16 protein-coding genes are annotated in these 18,505 nt (G+C 64.8%); 1 reads left to right on the plus strand and 15 read right to left on the minus strand.

Features of this window, described 5'->3' with window-relative positions; translation table 11 throughout:
- The first annotated feature begins 42 nt into the window (after positions 1–42).
- A complete protein-coding gene (locus tag VEC01_RS00300; protein WP_324897587.1) occupies positions 43–1,557 on the plus strand; it encodes a PLP-dependent aminotransferase family protein in 1,515 nt (504 codons plus the stop codon).
- Between the two features lie 32 nt (positions 1,558–1,589).
- On the opposite strand, the gene clsB is transcribed toward VEC01_RS00300, so the two are convergent.
- The 15 genes from clsB to VEC01_RS00375 form a co-directional block, all read right to left on the minus strand.
- Positions 1,590–2,756 (minus strand): cardiolipin synthase ClsB, encoded by a 1,167-nt coding sequence (gene clsB / locus VEC01_RS00305; protein ID WP_324897589.1) that lies wholly within the window; start codon positions 2,754–2,756, stop codon positions 1,590–1,592.
- A gap of 39 nt (positions 2,757–2,795) precedes the next feature.
- Positions 2,796–3,614, minus strand: a complete 819-nt coding sequence (locus tag VEC01_RS00310; protein WP_324897591.1) for an endonuclease/exonuclease/phosphatase family protein — start codon at positions 3,612–3,614, stop codon at positions 2,796–2,798.
- Between the two features lie 89 nt (positions 3,615–3,703).
- Entirely contained in the window at positions 3,704–4,189 is a 486-nt protein-coding gene (gene nudB, locus VEC01_RS00315; RefSeq protein ID WP_324897594.1) for a dihydroneopterin triphosphate diphosphatase, read from the minus strand.
- 82 nt (positions 4,190–4,271) lie between these two features.
- Positions 4,272–6,077 carry an aspartate--tRNA ligase gene (aspS, locus tag VEC01_RS00320; protein ID WP_324897596.1) on the minus strand — a complete coding sequence of 602 codons (1,806 nt, stop codon included), beginning with the start codon at positions 6,075–6,077 and terminating at the stop codon, positions 4,272–4,274.
- A gap of 83 nt (positions 6,078–6,160) precedes the next feature.
- Complete coding sequence (locus VEC01_RS00325; protein WP_324897598.1) at positions 6,161–6,796, minus strand: DUF502 domain-containing protein; 636 nt, start codon at positions 6,794–6,796, stop codon at positions 6,161–6,163.
- A gap of 60 nt (positions 6,797–6,856) precedes the next feature.
- The gene (locus tag VEC01_RS00330; protein WP_324897600.1) at positions 6,857–7,165 is read right to left on the minus strand and encodes an FmdB family zinc ribbon protein; all 309 of its coding nucleotides are present in this window, start codon (positions 7,163–7,165) and stop codon (positions 6,857–6,859) included.
- 158 nt (positions 7,166–7,323) lie between these two features.
- Positions 7,324–8,787, minus strand: a complete 1,464-nt coding sequence (locus VEC01_RS00335; RefSeq protein WP_324897602.1) for a sodium:solute symporter family protein — start codon at positions 8,785–8,787, stop codon at positions 7,324–7,326.
- Positions 8,788–8,952: 165 nt separating this feature from the next.
- The gene (locus VEC01_RS00340; protein ID WP_324897604.1) at positions 8,953–9,558 is read right to left on the minus strand and encodes a methyltransferase domain-containing protein; all 606 of its coding nucleotides are present in this window, start codon (positions 9,556–9,558) and stop codon (positions 8,953–8,955) included.
- 3 nt (positions 9,559–9,561) lie between these two features.
- On the minus strand, positions 9,562–11,139 hold the full coding sequence (gene ubiB / locus VEC01_RS00345) for a ubiquinone biosynthesis regulatory protein kinase UbiB (RefSeq protein WP_324897606.1): 1,578 nt from the start codon (positions 11,137–11,139) through the stop codon (positions 9,562–9,564).
- The gene (locus tag VEC01_RS00350) at positions 11,140–11,718 is read right to left on the minus strand and encodes a ubiquinone biosynthesis accessory factor UbiJ (protein WP_324897608.1); all 579 of its coding nucleotides are present in this window, start codon (positions 11,716–11,718) and stop codon (positions 11,140–11,142) included. It abuts the gene before it with no gap.
- A 61-nt stretch (positions 11,719–11,779) separates the two neighbouring features.
- The gene (locus VEC01_RS00355; RefSeq protein WP_324897610.1) at positions 11,780–12,706 is read right to left on the minus strand and encodes a Tim44 domain-containing protein; all 927 of its coding nucleotides are present in this window, start codon (positions 12,704–12,706) and stop codon (positions 11,780–11,782) included.
- Positions 12,707–12,716: 10 nt separating this feature from the next.
- A complete protein-coding gene (ubiE, locus tag VEC01_RS00360; RefSeq protein WP_324897612.1) occupies positions 12,717–13,451 on the minus strand; it encodes a bifunctional demethylmenaquinone methyltransferase/2-methoxy-6-polyprenyl-1,4-benzoquinol methylase UbiE in 735 nt (244 codons plus the stop codon).
- A 106-nt stretch (positions 13,452–13,557) separates the two neighbouring features.
- Complete coding sequence (locus VEC01_RS00365; RefSeq protein WP_324897614.1) at positions 13,558–13,974, minus strand: DUF971 domain-containing protein; 417 nt, start codon at positions 13,972–13,974, stop codon at positions 13,558–13,560.
- Between the two features lie 27 nt (positions 13,975–14,001).
- The gene (locus VEC01_RS00370) at positions 14,002–14,442 is read right to left on the minus strand and encodes an HIT family protein (RefSeq protein ID WP_324897616.1); all 441 of its coding nucleotides are present in this window, start codon (positions 14,440–14,442) and stop codon (positions 14,002–14,004) included.
- A gap of 8 nt (positions 14,443–14,450) precedes the next feature.
- Positions 14,451–18,443 carry an FAD/FMN-binding oxidoreductase gene (locus VEC01_RS00375; RefSeq protein WP_324897618.1) on the minus strand — a complete coding sequence of 1,331 codons (3,993 nt, stop codon included), beginning with the start codon at positions 18,441–18,443 and terminating at the stop codon, positions 14,451–14,453.
- Positions 18,444–18,505 lie beyond the last annotated feature (62 nt).

An 18,505-nucleotide genomic window follows, 5' to 3' on the forward strand; every position in this document is an offset into this window, starting at 1 on the left:
ATGGTATCGTTGAATGGTTTCCCACAGCAGACCATTTCCGGCATGCCGAACAGACCATTTGCCAGGAGCGCCGGCCGCGCGGTCGCCGGCGTCCTGCTGCCCCTGCTCGAACAGGGCAGCGCGCTGCCCGGAACGCTCGCGACCCGGGTCTATCGCGCGATCCGGGCAGCGATTCTCGACGGCACGCTGCGCGAGGGCGAGCGTCTGCCGTCCACGCGCACGCTGGCGGCCGACCTGGCGGTTTCGCGCAGCACCGCCGAGGCTGCCTATGCCCAGCTGGAAGACGAAGGCTATGTGCGGCGCGGCGTCGGCAGCGGCAGCTACGTAGGCAGTGCGCCGGTCGCGCGTACCGGAGACGGCAGCGCGGCGCGCCTGCCGCCGCCATCCGCGCCCTCGCCCCGGTTTTCCGAGCGCGGCCGCGCAGTTGCACTGGCCGGCGCCTGCATTGATGCGCGCGCGATCCGCGCATTCTCCGCCGGCATGCCGGCGCTCGATGCCTTCCCGGCGCAGACCTGGCAGCGGCTGCTGGCGCGGCAGGCGCGCCGCGATCCCGCATCGTGGATGATGTACAGCGACCCGCAGGGCCTGCCGTCCCTGCGCGAAGCGATCGCGCAATACCTCGCGCTGTCGCGCGGCGTCCATTGCGACGCAAGCCAGGTCATCGTGCTGGGCTCTTCCCAGCAGGCGCTGGGCCTGATTGCGATGATGATGCTGGATGCCGGCGATCCGGTATGGCTGGAGGAACCCGGCTACCGCGGCGCGCAGACCGCGTTCGCCGCCGCCGGCGCAACACTCGTTCCGGTGCCGGTGGATGCCGACGGCTTTTGCGTGGAACAAGGCCTGCGCCTGGCGCCGCAGGCGAAGCTCGCCTATGTCACGCCTTCGCACCAGTATCCGCTGGGAATGACGCTCAGCCTGGCGCGCCGCCTGCAGCTGCTGGCCTGGGCCCGCGACAACGGCGCATGGATCGTGGAAGACGACTACGACAGCGAATTCCACTATGACAGCCGGCCGGTATCGGCGATACAGGGGCTGGACCGGCAACAGCGCGTGCTCTACGTCGGCACCTTTTCGAAGGTGCTCTATCCCGGCCTGCGCCTGGCCTACCTGGTGGTGCCGAAGCCGATGGTCGCCGCCTTCGTCACCGCGCGCACGCAAGTCGACGGTCATGCGCCGGCGCTGATGCAGGCGGCACTGGCCGACTTCATGCAGGATGGCCATTTCATGGCGCATGTGCGGCGCATGCGCGAGCTCTACCGGGCCAGGCGCGACATTCTCATGGAAGAGCTGCAGCGCCACCTCGGCGACCGCCTGCTGCCGCAAGCGTCGCAGGGCGGCATGCAGGCGGCGTGCCTGCTGGCGGACCAGCGCACCGCAGACACCCGGATCGCGGACGAGGCGGCGGCAGCGGGGATCGATCTGCCGCCGCTGTCGCGGCTGTATCTCGGCGCGAAGCAGCGCAACGGCTTCGTGATGGGGTTCAGCGCGCTCGCGCCGTCCGACATCCGCGCCGGCGCGCGTTCGCTTGCCCGGCTGTGGCAACGCTCAACGCGGTAAGCCGGGGAGCGATGGCCGGTGTCCTGCGCCGGCTACTCGGTGTACCTGCCGAGCGTGATGACGCGCAGGATCGCCTTGTACAGGAAGTAGGCCGCGCCATACCAGGCGCGCTCCCACCAGGGAATGTTCACGTAGTCTTCCATGCGCACGGTCACGCCGTCGGCCACCGCCTCTTCGATCTTTTCGCGCAGCTTGCGCGCGAACGCCGCATCCTTGATGACCACGTTCGCCTCGTGGTTCACGAACAGGCTCAGGCCGTCCCAGTTGCTCGAACCGACCGTCGACCATTCATCGTCGATCACCGCGACCTTCCCGTGCAGCTGGGTCTTGCGGTACTCGACCACGCGCACGCCGCTGCGAAGCAGCTTCGGATAAAACGAATGCGCGACGGCGTCCTGGATGCGGAACTGGCCGACGCCGATCAGCAGGGTGACCTCGACGCCGCGCGCGGCCGCCGACGCCAGGCCGTCGCGCAGCTTGCGTCCGGGCGCGAAATACGGGTTGGCGAGCATGGCGCTGCGGCGCGCGCCGCCCAGCGCCTTCAGGTAGGTCTTCTGGATGGTGCGCCGGCTGCGCAGGTTGTCGCGCACCACCAGCGCGGCCTCCGCCGATCCGGCCGGCGGCGCCAACCCGGTGCGGCGGCGCTCCCGGAACATCTCCCAGCGGTAGCGCAGGTTCAGGCCGGACAGCAGCATCCACTGCGTCTGCATGTCGCGTTGGATGATCGCCACCAGCGGGCCGGTGATCTGCACCGCAAGGTCCCAGCGCGGCGCGGGCAGGGGCGTGTTGAAGCCGTCGTCGGAAATATGGTCGTGGTTGATGTTGAGCCCGCCGAGGAAGGCGACCTGCCTGTCCACCACGCAGATTTTCCGGTGCGTGCGCGCCACGCCGCGCCGGAACCACGCGTTGAAAACCCGGTGGTTGACCCGGCCTTCGCGCAGCGCCTGGTTGAGCAGCACCGATTGCCGGTGGCCGCTGCCAAGCCAGTCGGTGATCACGTTCACCGTCACCCCGCGCGCAGCGGCGCGGATCAGCGCGTCCTTGACCTGGCGGCCGGTGATGTCGAGGGTGAAGATGTAGGTTTCGAGATAGAGTTCGAAGCGGGCCGCGTCGATGGCGGCAATCAGCGCCGGAAAGAACTCCGCGCCGGAATGCAGGAGGGTGACGTTATTGTGGGCGGTAAAGTTTACCGGGCTCATGAACGGGGACGCACTCCGACGGACAGAAATCGGTCAATTTTACATGGCCTCCGCCAGCGCCATCGCATTCATCGAGAGCGACGCGACGATCGGCGCATGGTCGGACAGCCTGGCCCAGAGCGGCCCGTGCAGCACCTGGGCGGTTTCAACCTCGAAGCCGCGCACGTAGATGCGGTCCAGCCGCAGCCAGGGCAGCGCCGCCGGAAAGGTGCGCGCCGGCTTGAGCTTGGGTCCCCGCCCGGCCAGGGTGCGCAGGTAGGCGCCGAAGCCGCGCGACGGCAGGTTCTCGTCGAAGACCTCGGTCACGCCGAGTTCGGCGCGCAGCGAGTCGCTCAGCTGGTTGGTCCAGTCGTTGAAGTCGCCGGCGATGATCACCGGCGCGTCGGGCGGCGAGGAGGTCGTCACCGCTTCGATCAGCGCCTCCGTCTGCCGCCGGCGGCTGCGTGCAAACAGGCCAAGGTGGACCACGTAGCAGTGCACGTCGCCGGCCGGCGTCTGCACCACGCAATGCAGGATGCCGCGCGACTCGAACGCATGGTCCGACACGTCGCGGTTGCTGGCCGAAACCACCGGGAACCGGCTCAGCAGCGCATTGCCATGGTGGCCGTGGTCGTAGATCGCATTCATGCCGTACACCGCCTGGTGCGATTCGCCTGCCAGGAACTGGTGCTGCGCCTGCTCCGGCCACAGGGACGCATGGCGTGTGGCGTACTTGTCATGCCTGCCCTGCACTTCCTGGAGGAACAGGATATCGGCCTCCATCGATGCGAGTGCCTGTTTCAATGCGTGGATGCGCGGCATGCTGCGCAGGGAACTGACGCCTTTGTGGATGTTATAGGTCGCGATGCGTAGTTTCATGAAATTATTCTAGACGCTTGGCAATGGTGCGGAAGTCGTCTGCCGGTGATGGGAACACAGCTTCTGAGAAGCTTGCCGCTGGATAAGTTTCAGCATAGGCCGAGATATTTGGGAAGTTGCAGGATCGCTTCCGCGTTCGATGGCGAAAAACACTTGTCGGCGGCTTCGCGATAAGGCATCCAGACATGGGCGACATGTTCGCGCGGCGCCAGCGTCACCGGTATGGTGCGCGGCACCAGCAGGCCGAACACATGCTCGGTATTTTTCGTCACGCCCGGCGCGTAGCGGTGGCGCCAGACCGGGTAGATTTCGTAGACATTGGACAGGTGCCAGTCCTGCAGATTGCGTGCAGGGACGCGGTTCGGCTGCGCATGCGCGTCCGCGACCACGATGCCGGTTTCCTCGAACACCTCGCGCACTGCGGTCTGCGCCAGCGGCTCGTCGGGGCTGTCCTTCGATCCGGTCACAGACTGCCAGTAGCCGGGCTTGTCGGCGCGCTCGATCAGCAGCACCTCGAGATCGGCGGTATGGATCACCACCAGCACGGATTCGGGGATCTTGTAGGGTCGGGACATGAGTCGATGATAACCCAGAGCACAGCGCCAATGAAAAAGGGCGCGAATCCTCGCGCCCTTCCTTACCCGTCTGCCCGGTCCATCAAGCCTTGACCGCCGGCTCGACGTTGCGCAGGCGGATATGCAGCTCGCGCAGCTGCTTCTCGTCGACTTCGGACGGCGCCTGGGTCAGCAGGCACTGCGCGCGCTGGGTCTTCGGGAACGCGATCACGTCGCGGATCGACTCGGCGCCGGTCATCATCGTGACGATGCGGTCCAGGCCGAATGCCAGGCCGCCGTGCGGCGGCGCGCCGTACTGCAGCGCGTCCAGCAGGAAGCCGAACTTGGCCTGCGCCTCTTCAGCGCCGATCTTCAGTGCGCGGAATACCTTGCTCTGCACGTCGGCGCGGTGGATACGCACCGAGCCGCCGCCCAGCTCCCACCCATTCAGCACCATGTCGTAGGCCTTGGCCAGCGCCTTGCCCGGATCGGTTTCCAGCAGGTCTTCATGGCCGTCCTTGGGCGAGGTGAACGGATGGTGCGCGGCGACGTAGCGCTGGCCTTCCTCGTCGTATTCGAACATCGGGAAGTCGACCACCCACAACGGCTTCCAGGTGTCGTCGAACAGGCCGTTCTTCTTGCCGAAATCGCTGTGGCCGATCTTCACGCGCAGCGCGCCGATCGCATCGTTGACTACCTTGGCCTTGTCGGCGCCGAAGAAGATCAGGTCGCCGTCCTGCGCGCCGGTCTTTTCGATGATCGCGGCCAGCGCGGCATCGTGGATATTCTTGACGATCGGCGACTGCAGGCCGTCCCGTCCCTTGGCCTTCTCGTTGACCTTGATGTAGGCCAGGCCCTTGGCGCCGTAGATCGCGACGAACTGGGTGTAGGCGTCGATTTCGGAACGCGGCATCGCGCCGCCGCCCGGCACGCGCAGGCCGACCACGCGGCCGCCTTCCATCGTCGCCGCGCCGGAGAACACCTTGAACTCGACATCCTTCATCACGTCGGTCAGGTCGGTGAACTGCAACTTGACGCGCATGTCCGGCTTGTCGGAACCGTACAGGCCCATTGCTTCGGAATACTGCATCACCGGGAACGGGTTCGGCAGGTCGATGTCGAGCACGTTCTTGAACACGCCGCGGATCATGCCTTCGAACAGATCACGGATTTCCTGCTCGTTCATGAACGAGGTTTCGCAGTCGATCTGCGTGAATTCCGGCTGGCGGTCGGCGCGCAGGTCTTCGTCGCGGAAGCACTTGGTGATCTGGTAGTAACGGTCGAAGTTGGCGACCATCAGCAGCTGCTTGAACAGCTGCGGCGACTGCGGCAGCGCGAAGAAGTTGCCGGCGTTGACGCGCGACGGCACCAGGTAGTCGCGCGCGCCTTCCGGCGTGGACTTGGTGAGCATCGGCGTCTCGATGTCGATGAAGCCGTTGGCGTCGAGGAACTTGCGCACTTCCATCGTCACGCGGTAGCGCAGGCGCAGGTTGTTCTGCATCTGCGGACGGCGCAGGTCGAGCACGCGGTGCGTCAGGCGGGTGGTTTCCGACAGGTTGTCGTCGTCCAGCTGGAACGGCGGCGTGACCGACGGATTGAGCACTTCGAACTCATGCGCGAGCACTTCGATCTTGCCCGACTTCAGGTTGGCATTGGTCGTGCCTTCCGGACGGTTGCGCACCACGCCGTTGATGCGCACGCAGAATTCGTTTCGCACCGCCTCCGCGGTCTTGAACACGTCGGCGCGGTCCGGGTCGCACACCACCTGCACCAGGCCCTCGCGGTCGCGCAGGTCGATGAAGATCACGCCGCCGTGGTCGCGGCGACGATGCACCCAGCCGCACAGCGAAACGGTTTGGCCGAGAAGCGCCTCGGTAACGAGGCCGCAGTATTGAGTTCGCATAGACATGTTGAATTTCCGGTTTCAGATTCTTCGTAATGGCGCCGTTGCCTGCATCGCTGCCGGTCGGCGCCCTGGTCAAAGGCGCCGTGTCAGATCGGCGGAGGAACGGCCTTCAGGTTCTTCGAGGCGGCAACCACGTATTCCGGCGCCACCACGCCCATCGACACGATGTACTTCAAGGCTTCGTCGACGGTCATGTCGAGTTCGATGGTGTCGGCGCGCGGCATCATCAGGAAGAAGCCGGAGGTCGGGTTCGGCGTGGTCGGCACGTAGACGCTGATGTAGTCTCCGAGAAGATGGTTCTTGACGTCGCCGCCGGGCACGCCGGTCAGGAAGGCAATGGTCCACGAGCCTTCGCGCGGGTACTGCACCAGCACCGCCTTGCGAAAGGCGTTGCCGGAAGACGAAAACAGGGTATCGGATACCTGCTTGACGCTCGAATAGATGGAATTGACGACCGGGATGCGGGTCAGCAGCCTTTCCCACGCGTGGACGATCTGCTTGCCGATGAAGTTGCGTGTCAGAAGGCCGGTGAAGAACACGAACAGCAGCGTCAGGATCGCGCCCATGCCGGGAAGGTGGAAGCCGAGCACGGCCGCCGGCCGCCAGCGCTCGGGCAGCAGCAGGAGCGACTGGTCCATGGTACTGATGATCAGGTTCAGGACCCACAGCGTAATCGCGAGTGGGACCAGGATCAGCAGGCCGGTGACAAAATATTTACGCATGATGTTCTTCTGGCTTGGGCACGCCGGCGGCGCGCCGCTCTCGATCGTCCGCGCGCCCCTTTAGGCGGCGGAACTGGCGCTGCCCGCATTGGCCGCCGCGCAGCCGCCGCTGCCGCAGCCTTCCGCCGCCGGGCAGGCGCTTTCCGGGGCCGCGCTCTTGGCGCTCGCCGGCGCTGCGGAAGAGCCGTTGTTACGGAAGTCGGTCGCATACCAGCCGGTTCCCTTGAGCTGGAAGCCGGCGGCGGTCAGCTGCTTCTTGAAACTGCTCTTGCTGCAGGATGGGCAATCCGTCAGCGGCGCATCGGACACTTTTTGCAGCACATCCTTGGCGAAGCCGCATTCTTCGCAGCGATAAGCGTAAATAGGCATAGCGAACCCTCGCAAAAATCATCCAAAACCCTGAATTATAAAGGCTTTTAGACGGGTTTTGCGTGAGTGCAGGAAAGACTCGGCGGAGAAAGGGAAACGGCCGCTCCCTGCTTCGGGAGCCGGCCGCGCATTATTGGCACGATTTCAACAAAACCGGATCAGCCGTGCGCGCCTTGTGCCGAATGGTGCGGCTCGTGGCGGTTCTTGAAGACTTGCGGCATGAGCGATCCGATGAACATACCGGCGAACGCCGCGAGCAGCCCGGCGAGCTGTCCCGGGAATTGCTCGCCCAGCGTGGTGATCTGCGGGAAGAACAGGATCCAGGTACCAATGCCGGCGCCGACCGAGAAGATCGCTCCCTGGGTCGTTGCACGCTTCCAGTAGAGACCCATGACAAGCGGCACAAAAGCACCGACCAGGGTCACCTGATAGGCAGTCGACACCAGCTCGTAAATGGAGGTGCCTTTCATTGCGATCGCATAGGACAGAACCAGCGCCGCGAACACGACCAGCGTGCAGCGCATCGCGAACAGTTGCTGGCGGTCGCTCATGTGCGGGCGCAGGTTCTTCAGGATGTTCTCGACGAAGCTGGTCGACGGCGCCAGCAGCGTGGCAGACGACGTGCTCTTGATCGCGGACACCAGCGCACCGAAGAAGAAGATCTGCATGATGAGCGGCATCTTCGTCATGATGAAGGTCGGCAGCAGGCGCTGGTAGTCGTCCTTTGCGATTTCGAGCGCGCTCTCGCCCATGACCACGACGGCGCTGGCCACGATGAACATCGGCACGAAAGCGAACAGGATATAGCTCGCGCCGCCGATGATCGCACCGGTGCGCGCGGTCGGCGCATCTTTGGCCGACATCACGCGCTGGAACACGTCCTGCTGCGGAATGCTGCCGAGCATCATGGTGAGCGCGGCGCCAATGAAGAACGCTATTTCCGTGAAGGTCGGCTCGGGGAAGAATCTCCACAAGTCGGACTGCGCGGCCAAGGCGAACACCTTGTCGGAACCGCCGGCCAGGTCGGCCGAGAAGAAGGCAATGATGCTCAGGCCGACCACCAGGACGATCATCTGGATGAAGTCCGTCCATGCCACGGCGAGGAAGCCGCCGATCACCACGTAGATCAGCACCGCAAGCGTGCCGACGATCATGCCGGCCGTTTCCGACATCGCCCCGTCGGTCAGCACGGTAAACACCAGGCCCAGCGCGGTGATCTGCGCCGCGACCCAGCCAAGGTAGCTCAGGATGATGGCGACGGAGCAGAACACTTCGATGCCCTTGCCGTAACGATTGCGATAGAAGTCGCCGATGGTCAGCAGATTCTGCTTGTAGAGCTTGGCCGCGAAGAACATGCCCACCAGAATCAGGCAGGTGCCGGCGCCGAACGGGTCTTCGACGATCGCGTTCAATCCGCCCTGCACGAACCTGGCCGGAATGCCCATGACGGTTTCAGCGCCGAACCAGGTCGCAAAGGTCGTCGTCACCACCATGATCAGCGGCAGGCTGCGTCCGGCGACGGCAAAATCGCTGGTGTTCTTGATGCGTGTACCCGCCCATACCCCAAGTGCGAGCGTGCCCAGCAAATACAGCACGACAAAGGAAATCAGGGTGTAATTCATATCCGTTTGCTCCGCACGAAATATCAGGCCAGTCAACGATGAGGAGATGCCGGCAGATTCACGCTGGCGCGTGCTTGCTCATTCGGCAAATTTTCGGGATTATAGCCGCAGAAGCCGGCCGGAACGATTGGGGAAAGAGAAAAAACCGATACTTTCCTGATGCCTTCAGACCGCGCGGCGGCGCCACACCTGCCAGCGCTCCTTGCCGGCGAAAACCGGCAGTGAATCGGGCACCGGCTCGTCCGCCAGCCGCTCGAAATGCGGCAGCAGCAGCGCGTCGAGTTCCGCCTGCGCAATTCCGAACGGCGGTCCTTTGGGCGCATCGCCGAAAAAGAAAAACCCGGCCAGCAGGCCGCCCGGCGGCAGCAGCGCCGCCCAGCGGGCGGCGACGGCGTCCCGCATGCGCGGCGGCAGCGCGCACAGGAAGGCGCGCTCGTAAATGACGTCGACCGGACGCGGCGGCGCAAATTCAAAGAAATCCGCCTGCACCACGCGTTGCGCCAGCGGCCCCAGCGCTTGACGCGCCGTCTCCACTGCAGCCTCGGAAAAATCGATGGCGGTCACGTCCCAGCCGGCGGCGGCCGGGCATGCGACCTCATAGCCGGTGCCGCAGCCGGGAATCAGCACGGTCCCGGGTGTGGACTGCGCGGCAAAGGCTTGCAGCTGCTGCGGGACGCCGCCCCGGTCCCAAGGGGTGAACGCGCGTTCGAAGCGCTCCGTCCAGAAGTCCGGCAGGGTCGGATCGCGGGTGTCGAAGCTGGGTGCGGACATGGCTTACCACCAGTGGATGAGACGGTACCAGCGCAACAGGGCCTGGGTCAGGATGATGCCGCCCGCCAGGCCGCCGCCGAAGTACACGACGAAGCCGAGCAGCTTGTTGGTGCGCCGCTGCTCGATGACTAGTTGCTTCAGCAATTCCTCGTTGCGCTGCGGCTGTTCCGCCTGCACGGCCAGGGCCTGGTGCAGCAGGCGCGGAATTTCCGGAATGATCTTGTTGTAGTGCGTCGCCTCTTCCTTGAAGCGGGCGACCAGGCCGCGCCAGCCCACCTGTTCCTGCATCCAGCGTTCCAGATAGGGCTTGGCGGTCTTCCACAGGTCGAGGTCGGGGTCGAGCTGGCGGCCCAGGCCTTCGATGTTGAGCAGGGTTTTCTGCAGCAGCACGAGCTGTGGCTGCACTTCGACATTGAAGCGGCGCGAAGTCTGGAACAGGCGCAGCAGCACCTGGCCGAAGGAAATGTCGCGCAGCGGGCGGTCGAATATCGGCTCGCAACAGGCGCGCACCGCCGCCTCCAGCTCGTCGACCCGGGTTTCCTTCGGCGCCCAGCCGGATTCGATGTGCGCTTCGGCCACGCGCTTGTAGTCGCGCCGGAAGAACGCGAGGAAGTTCTGCGACAGGTAGTCCTTGTCGTAGTCCGTCAGCGTGCCGACGATGCCGAAATCGAGCGCGATGTAGCGGCCGAAGGTGGCCGGGTCGATCGACACCAGGATGTTCCCCGGGTGCATGTCTGCATGGAAGAAGCCGTCGCGGAAGACCTGGGTGAAAAAGATCTCGACACCGTCGCTGGAAAGCTTCTTCAGGTCGACGCCGGCCGCGATCAGGCGGTCGATCCGGGAAATCGGGATGCCCTTCATGCGCTCCATCACGATCACCGAGGTGGAGCAGTAATCCCAGAACATCTCCGGCACGATCAGCAGGTTGGACTGCATGAAGTTGCGGCGCAGCTGGCTGGCATTGGCGGCTTCGCGCATCAGGTCGAGCTCGTCATGCAGGTACTTGTCGAACTCCGCGACCACTTCGCGCGGCTTCAGGCGGCGGCCGTCGGCCCACAGCTTTTCCACCCAGCCGGCGGCGATCTTCATGAGCGCGATGTCTTCCTCGATCGAACGCTTCATGCCCGGGCGCAGCACCTTCACCGCGACTTCCGTGCCGTCCTTGAGCTTGGCGAAATGCACCTGCGCGATCGACGCCGACGCCACCGGCTCCCGTTCGAATTCGGCGAACAGGCGCTCCGGGTGGGCGCCGAGCGACTTGACGATCTGCTCGATCGCCAGATCGGGGTCGAACGGCGGCACGCGGTCCTGCAGCTTGGCCAGTTCGTCGGCGACGTCGGGCGGCATCAGGTCGCGCCGGGTGGACAGCACCTGGCCGAACTTCACGAAGATCGGGCCGAGGTCTTCCAGCGCCTGGCGCAGGCGCACGCCGCGCGGCGCGGAAATGTCGCGCCAGAAGAACAGGAGGTCGAACAGCCGGCTGATGCGCGGCCGGTCGAAGCTGGAAATGGCGATATTGTCGAGGCCGTAACGGATGACAACCCGGGTGATCTTGAAGAGCCGCAGGATTTTGAAGAACATTTAGCGGCTTTCCTTCAGTTTTTCGATGCGTTTGGCAAGCCGCTCGACGTCGTCGCGCAGGCGCGCGACCTCGCTGGAAAAGTCGGCGACGGCCTGCGGCCGCACCAGCAGCGGCTGCTCCTCGAGAAAGAATTCGGCGAGGTTTTCCGCCAGTTTGCGCTGGGTGGATTTTGCGGCATCGAGCGCCGCGCGCGCGCCGCCCGCCACCCGCACCGCGGCGACGTCACCGATCAGCCGGGCCAGGTCTTCCTCCGCTTCCCAGCGCAAGGTCTCGGCGAGCTGCGAAACGGTGTTCGCAAAATCCGCGTCGCCCTCGATCTGCACATGGGAAAACGCATGCTCGCGGTTTTGCAGGATTAGCGGCACGTCCGACAGCTTGACGCGGATCGTCACATTCTGCGGCTCGTCGTGGCCGGCGGCCTCGACCATGCCGTCCGCGGCGGCCTTGAGCCGGATCGACAGCACGCCGGCATCGAACAGGGCCACCTTGCCGGCATGGCGGGCAAGTTTTTCCCGCGCCCAGGGTTCACGGGCGAGCAGATGGTTGATCGCGGCGGAGACAGGTGAAATCATGGTCATAAAACAAAACCGCCCGTGGATCCACGGGCGGCCTCAAGTTTACCAGTTTGCGCTGGGCAAATCAGGATAATTGTTGAACACCGGCAAGCACCCAGCCGCCCTGCCCCGACACCGGTTTGGCGAGGTTCCACACCTCGGCGAAGGGCTCCGCGGGCGCGTTTTCCGTCTCCCGGATCATGCCGGAGAATTTCACGCTCGCCAGGTAGTCGCCGGCGCCGCGCTCGAACCCGGCCAGCTCCGCCTCCAGCGACACGACGTCGGTATGGTTGGACGAGGCGCCGCGTTCCTGCAGCTGCAGGCGCAGCTCGGCGAACATTTCAGGCGTCGTGAATTCGCGGATATCGTTGATGTCGGCGCGGTCCCACGCCGCCTGCAGCCGGATGTAATAGGTCTTCGCATGGCGCAGGAAGGCGGGCACGTCGAAATCCGCCGGCACTTCCAGCGCGGTGGCCGTGCCGCCCGCGGCGGGTTCGGCCTGGAAGGCGGCCGGCTGCGCCTGCGGTTCGATGCGCGAGCCGATTTCCGGCGTGCGGAAGGACGGATTGCCGCCCGCATAAGCCGGCTGCATGTCACGGCTGCCGTTGCGGCCGGCATTGCGGCCGCGCACCAGGCGCAGGATGAACATCACCGCCAGCGCCAGCAGGCCGATCATCAGCAGGCTGCTGATCATGCTCGCCATCGCGCCGCCGAGGCCGAAATGCGACAGCAGCGCGCCCAGACCGAGGCCGAGCAAGGCGCCGCCAAGGATGTTGCGCCACGGGCTGGCCGGCTTGGGCGGCACCGCTTGCGGATTGGCGGCCGGCGCCGCCGGCTTGGCCTGGCTCGGGTTGGCCGCCTGGTTCGGGGATTGCATCGGCGCCGGGCGGCTGAGGCCGGACGACTGGCGGCCAATCGAACCGCCGCCGCCCAGGCGCTTGGCCTCGGCTTCGGACACCACCATCGAGGTCGCGGCGAATGCGACCATCAGCGCGATCAGGAACTTCTTCATACGTCTTCTCCTACAGTTTGATCCCGGTATGCAGGGCGGCCACGCCGGCCGTCAGGTTGTAGTAATCGACCCGGTCCAGGCCGGCCTGCTGCATCATGCTCTTCAGCGTTTCCTGGTCCGGATGCATGCGGATCGATTCGGCGAGGTAGCGATAGCTCTCGGAATCGTTTGCCACCTGCTTGCCAAGCCAGGGCAGCACGGAGAACGAGTACACGTCGTACGGCTTCTGCAGCGGCTCCCAGACCTTGGAAAATTCCAGCACCAGCAGCTTGCCGCCCGGCTTCAGCACCCGGTGCATCTCGGCCAGCGCCTGGTCCTTGTGCGTCATGTTGCGCAGGCCGAACGCCACCGTCACCCGGTCGAAGTAATTGCTCGGGAACGGCAGTTTTTCCGCGTCACATAGCAAGGTGGGGGTGACCAGGCCCTTGTTCAACAGCCGGTCGCGCCCGACGCGCAGCATCGATTCGTTGATGTCGGTGAGCCAGACCTCGCCGCTCGGCCCGGCCTGCCTGGCGAACGCCTTGGCCAGGTCGCCGGTGCCGCCGGCGATATCGAGGACCTTGAAACCGGGGCGCACGCCCGCCTGCGCAATGGTGAACGTCTTCCACACCCGGTGCATGCCGGCGGACATCAGGTCGTTCATCACGTCGTACTTCGACGCCACGGAATGAAAGACCTCGGCGACTTTTTGCGCCTTTTCTTCTTCGGGAACGGTTTGATAACCGAAATGCGTTGTATTCGTCATGGCGACAGCCTTGTTAATCCAACGCGCATTATACAAGTGCAGACAGGTGGTGCCGGAAAGTGTTCCGCTGCGGACGCAGCGCGGGGACAGCTTTTCTTGCCCCTCGTCAATGGTCGCCGCAGCTGCGGCCCTCTACCAGCATCGGTGCGTCGCGCCCGGTTTCGCGGGTGAAGCCCGCGGCTACGAGCCGGTTCAGGTAGTCTTCCCACAGCTGTTGCTGGTTGGCACCGAGCCAGTACAGGTAATCCCAGGTGTAGATGCCGGTGTTGTGGCTGTCGGAGAAATGCGGCTGCACCGCGTAACGGCCAACCGGTTCCAGCGCGGTGACCAACACATCGCGCTTGCCGGTCTGCAGCACCTCCTGCCCGGCGCCGTGGCCGCGCACTTCCGCCGATGGCGAATACACGCGCAGGAATTCGAAGGGCAGCGCAAACACCTCGCCGGAATCGAATGCGATTTCGAGCGTGCGCGACTGCTTGTGGACGGTCAGCGCGGTGGGTACGTGTTGGGCGGAGTCAGCCATGATCGAAACCTGTGCAGGAACCAGCCGTTATAGCAGGGATTGGTTGAAGCGCGCGAGCAGCGTCTCGCGCAGCCGGGGCACCAGCGCCTGCCGCTTCGCAAGGTCGGCGGAGGATGGCGTGCGCTTGACCTCGCCCCAGATCGGGTTGGGAAAGTGCGCGTCGTTCTCGTAGCGCGGGATCACGTGCCAGTGCACGTGCGGCGTCATGTTACCGAGGCTGGCGACATTGATCTTGTCCGGCTGCATCGCCTCGCGCACCGCTTCCTCCACCTGCCAGACGGCGGCGATCAGGATCGCGCGCTCGGCGGTGGCCAGGTCGGTCATTTCCTTCACGTGCGCATTCCAGATCACGCGGCAAAAACCCGGATAGCGCTCGTCTTCCACCAGCACGATGCGGTAGTTGTCATCCCGGTAGATCACTTCTCCGCCGGGATGCAGGCACAGTTCGCAGGGCGTTTCCTTGGCCATCTGTTCTCTTATACCAGTATGCGTTCGATGCCGCCGTTGTTGGCGCGCGCGACATAGTCCGGCATCCAGTTTTCGCCGAGCAGGTGCTTCGCCATTTCCACCACGATGTAGTCGGCGGTGGTACCCGAATCCTCGTTGTAGCGCGACAGGCCCTGGAAGCACGACGGGCAGGAGGTCAGGATCTTCACCTCGCCGCCGAAACCGTCGGCGCGCAGCTTGTCGGCGCCCTTCTTCATTTCCTCTTCCTTGCGGAAGCGGACCTGGGTCGAGATGTCCGGACGGGAGACGCCCAGCGTGCCGGACTCGCCGCAGCAGCGCTCGTTCTTCTCGACCTTCTGGCCGTCGGCCGTGGTGATCAGCGCATTCACCGTCTTCATCGGGTCCTGCAGCTTCATCGGCGTGTGGCAGGGGTCGTGGTACATGTAGCGCACGCCGCCCACGCCTTCCAGCTTCACGCCTTTCTCGAGCAGGTATTCATGGATGTCGATGATGCGGCAGCCCGGGAAGATCTTCTCGAATTCATACGACTGCAGCTGGTCGTAGCAGGTGCCGCAGGAGACGACGACGGTCTTGATGTCGAGGTAGTTCAGCGTGTTGGCCACACGGTGGAACAGCACCCGGTTGTCGGTCATCATCTTCTCGGCCTTGTCGTACTGGCCGTTGCCGCGCTGCGGGTAGCCGCAGCACAGGTAGCCGGGCGGCAGCACGGTCTGCACGCCGACATGCCACAGCATCGCCTGGGTCGCAAGGCCGACCTGTGAGAACAGGCGCTCCGAGCCGCAGCCCGGGAAATAGAACACCGCCTCGGTATCGGCCGTGGTCTTTTTCGGATCGCGGATGATCGGCACGACCTTGTCGTCCTCGATGTCGAGCAGCGCGCGCGAGGTCTTTTTCGGCAGGTTGCCCGGCATCTTCTTGTTGATGAAGTGGATCACCTGCTCCTTCACCGGCGGCTTGCCGTGCGTGGCCGGCGGCGCCTTGGTCTGCTTTTTCGCGAATTTCTTCAGCAGGTCGTTCGCCAGGCGCTGCGCCTTGTAGCCGATGCCGGTCATCGCCGCCCGGGTGGCGTTGATGGTGGCGGGGTCGGTCGCGTTCAGGAAGAACATCGCGGCGGCGGTGCCGGGCTTGAACGACTTCTTGTCCATCTTGCGCAGCAGGTTGCGCATGTTCATCGACACGTCGCCGAAGTCGATGTCCACCGGGCAGGGATTGGAGCACTTGTGGCAGACCGTGCAGTGGTCGGCCACGTCCTCGAACTCTTCCCAGTGCTTGATCGACACGCCGCGCCGGGTCTGCTCCTCGTACAGGAAGGCTTCGACCAGCAGCGAGGTGGCGAGGATCTTGTTGCGCGGCGAGTACAGCAGGTTCGCGCGCGGCACGTGGGTTGCGCACACCGGCTTGCACTTGCCGCAGCGCAGGCAGTCCTTGACGCTGTTGGAAATCGCGCCGATGTCGCTCTGCTGCATGATCAGCGATTCATGCCCCATCAGGCCGAAGGATGGCGTATACGCGTTTCGCAGGTCGGCCGGCATGGCCGGGTCGTTCAACAGCTTGCCCTTGTTGAAGCGGCCTTGCGGGTCGACGCGCAGCTTGTAGTCGCGGAAGTCGCGGATTTCCTCTTCGGTCAGGAACTCCAGCTTGGTGATGCCGATGCCGTGCTCGCCGGAGATCACGCCATTCAGCGAGCGCGCCAGCGCCATGATGCGCGCCACTGCCGCATGCGCATCCTGCAGCATCTCGTAATGGTCGGAGTTGACCGGAATATTGGTGTGCACGTTGCCGTCGCCGGCGTGCATATGCAGCGCGACGAACACGCGCCCGCGCAGCACGCGCTTGTGGATCGCATTGCACTCGTCGAGGATCAGCTTGAACGCGCCGCCGTTGAAGATCTGGCGCAGCGGCGCGCGCAGCTCGGCCTTCCAGGAAACCCGGATGGTACGGTCCTGCACCACGTTGAATACGCGTGCTTCCGGCTGCCGCGCGAGGCGCTCGTCGATCCAGGTCAGCGAGATCTGCAGCTGGCCGAGCCGGTCGTGCGCGGCGCGCAGCGGCTGGTCCAGGTTCGCCAGCAGGTAGGACCAGCGGGCATGGGTATCGTCGATCAGTTGCCTGGCCTGCGCGACGCGGTCGCCCAGCAGCTCTTCGGCGGGAATCTTCTCGTCCGCGTCCTCGCTCTTGCCCAGCGGCAGATGGGCCGACGAGAAAAAGCGGCGCAGCTCATCGAGCAGCTGCAGCTTGTTCTTGATCGACAGTTCGATGTTGATGCGCTCGATGCCGTCGGTGTACTCGCCCATGCGGTCGAGCGGAATCACCACGTCTTCGTTGATCTTGAACGCATTGGTGTGCTTGGCGATCGCGGCGGTACGCGCGCGGTCGAGCCAGAACTTCTTGCGCGCCTCAGGGCTGACCGCGACGAAACCTTCGCCGACGCGGGTATTGGCCATGCGGATCACTTCCGACGCGGCGCGCGCGACCGCCTCTTCGTCGTCGCCGACGATGTCGCCGAACAGCGCCATCTTCGGCAGCACGCCGCGCTTGGACTTGGTCGCGTAACCGACCGCGCGCAGGTAGCGCTCGTCGAGGTGCTCCAGGCCGGCGAGGATGGCGCCGCCCTTCTTCGCCTCGGCCTCGAGGTAATCCTTGATTTCGACGATGGACGGGATCGCGTCCCGCGCCTGGCCGAAGAATTCGAGGCAGACGGTGCGCGCAAACTTCGGCATCCGGTGCAGGATCCAGCGCGCCGACGTGATCAGGCCGTCGCAGCCTTCCTTCTGCACGCCCGGCAGGCCGGCCAGAAACTTGTCGGTCACGTCCTTGCCCAGACCTTCCTTGCGGAAGCGGCGGCCTTCGATTTCCAGGTATTCGGTCTTGAACGGCTTGGCGGTCTTGCCCTTCTCCGCGGGATGGGTCCACTCGAGCTTGAACTTCGCCACCGGCGCGTCATGGATCTTGCCGAGGTTGTGCTCCAGGCGCGTGACTTCCAGCCAGTCGCCGTTCGGATCGACCATGCGCCAGCTCGCCAGGTTGTCGAGCGCGGTGCCCCACAGCACCGCTTTCTTGCCGCCGGCGTTCATCGCGATGTTGCCGCCGATGCAGGAGGCCTCGGCCGAGGTCGGGTCGACCGCGAATACGAAGCCGGCCTTGTCGGCCGCATCGGACACCCGCTTGGTCACCACCCCGGCGCCGGTGTAGATGGTCGCGTACGGGCGGTCCACCCCGGGCAGCATGGTCATCTCGACCGCGCCCAGCTGCTCCAGCTTTTCGGTATTGATGACGGCCGACAGCGGCGTCAGCGGCACGGCGCCGCCGGTGTAGCCAGTGCCGCCGCCGCGCGGAATGATGGTCAGCCCGAGCTCGATGCAGCACTTCACCAGGCCGGCCATCTCGTCTTCGCTGTCCGGCGTGAGCACCACGAACGGATACTCGACGCGCCAGTCGGTGGCGTCGGTAACGTGCGACACGCGCGACAGGCCGTCGAACTTGATGTTGTCCTTCGCGGTGTAGCGGCTCAACTCGCGTTTCGCGCGCTTGCGCAGGTCCCAGGTGTTGCGGAATTCCTCGGCAAAATCGGCCACCGCGCGGCGCGCGGCGCGCACCAGCAGCTCGACGTTGGCGCTGCGCCTGCGTGCCTGCGGATCGCCGGCGTCGGCCAGCCCAGTCGCCAGCCGGCGCTTTTCCACTTCGTTGAGGCGGTGGTTGAGCGCATCGACCAGCGCCTGGCGGCGCTTCGGATTGTCGAGCATGTCGTCCTGCAGGTAGGGATTGCGCCGGACCACCCAGATATCGCCAAGCACTTCATACAGCATGCGCGCGGAACGGCCGGTCTGGCGCTCGCTGCGCAGCTCGTCCAGGATGCGCCACGACTCTTCGCCCAGCAGCCGGATCACGATCTCGCGATCGGAAAACGAGGTGTAGTTATACGGAATTTCGCGCACGCGGGTGGGCGCAAGATCGCTCGGCGCGTCGGAAAGCAAGGCTTGGATTTGTGCGGGGGCGTTCATCAGGATGGCAGGACTTACCCTTAAAGGGCCATTTTAGCTTATTGCAATGCACCACGCGGAAC

Origin of the sequence: Noviherbaspirillum sp. (genome assembly GCF_035627455.1) — a bacterium.
Lineage (GTDB): Bacteria > Pseudomonadota > Gammaproteobacteria > Burkholderiales > Burkholderiaceae_D > Noviherbaspirillum.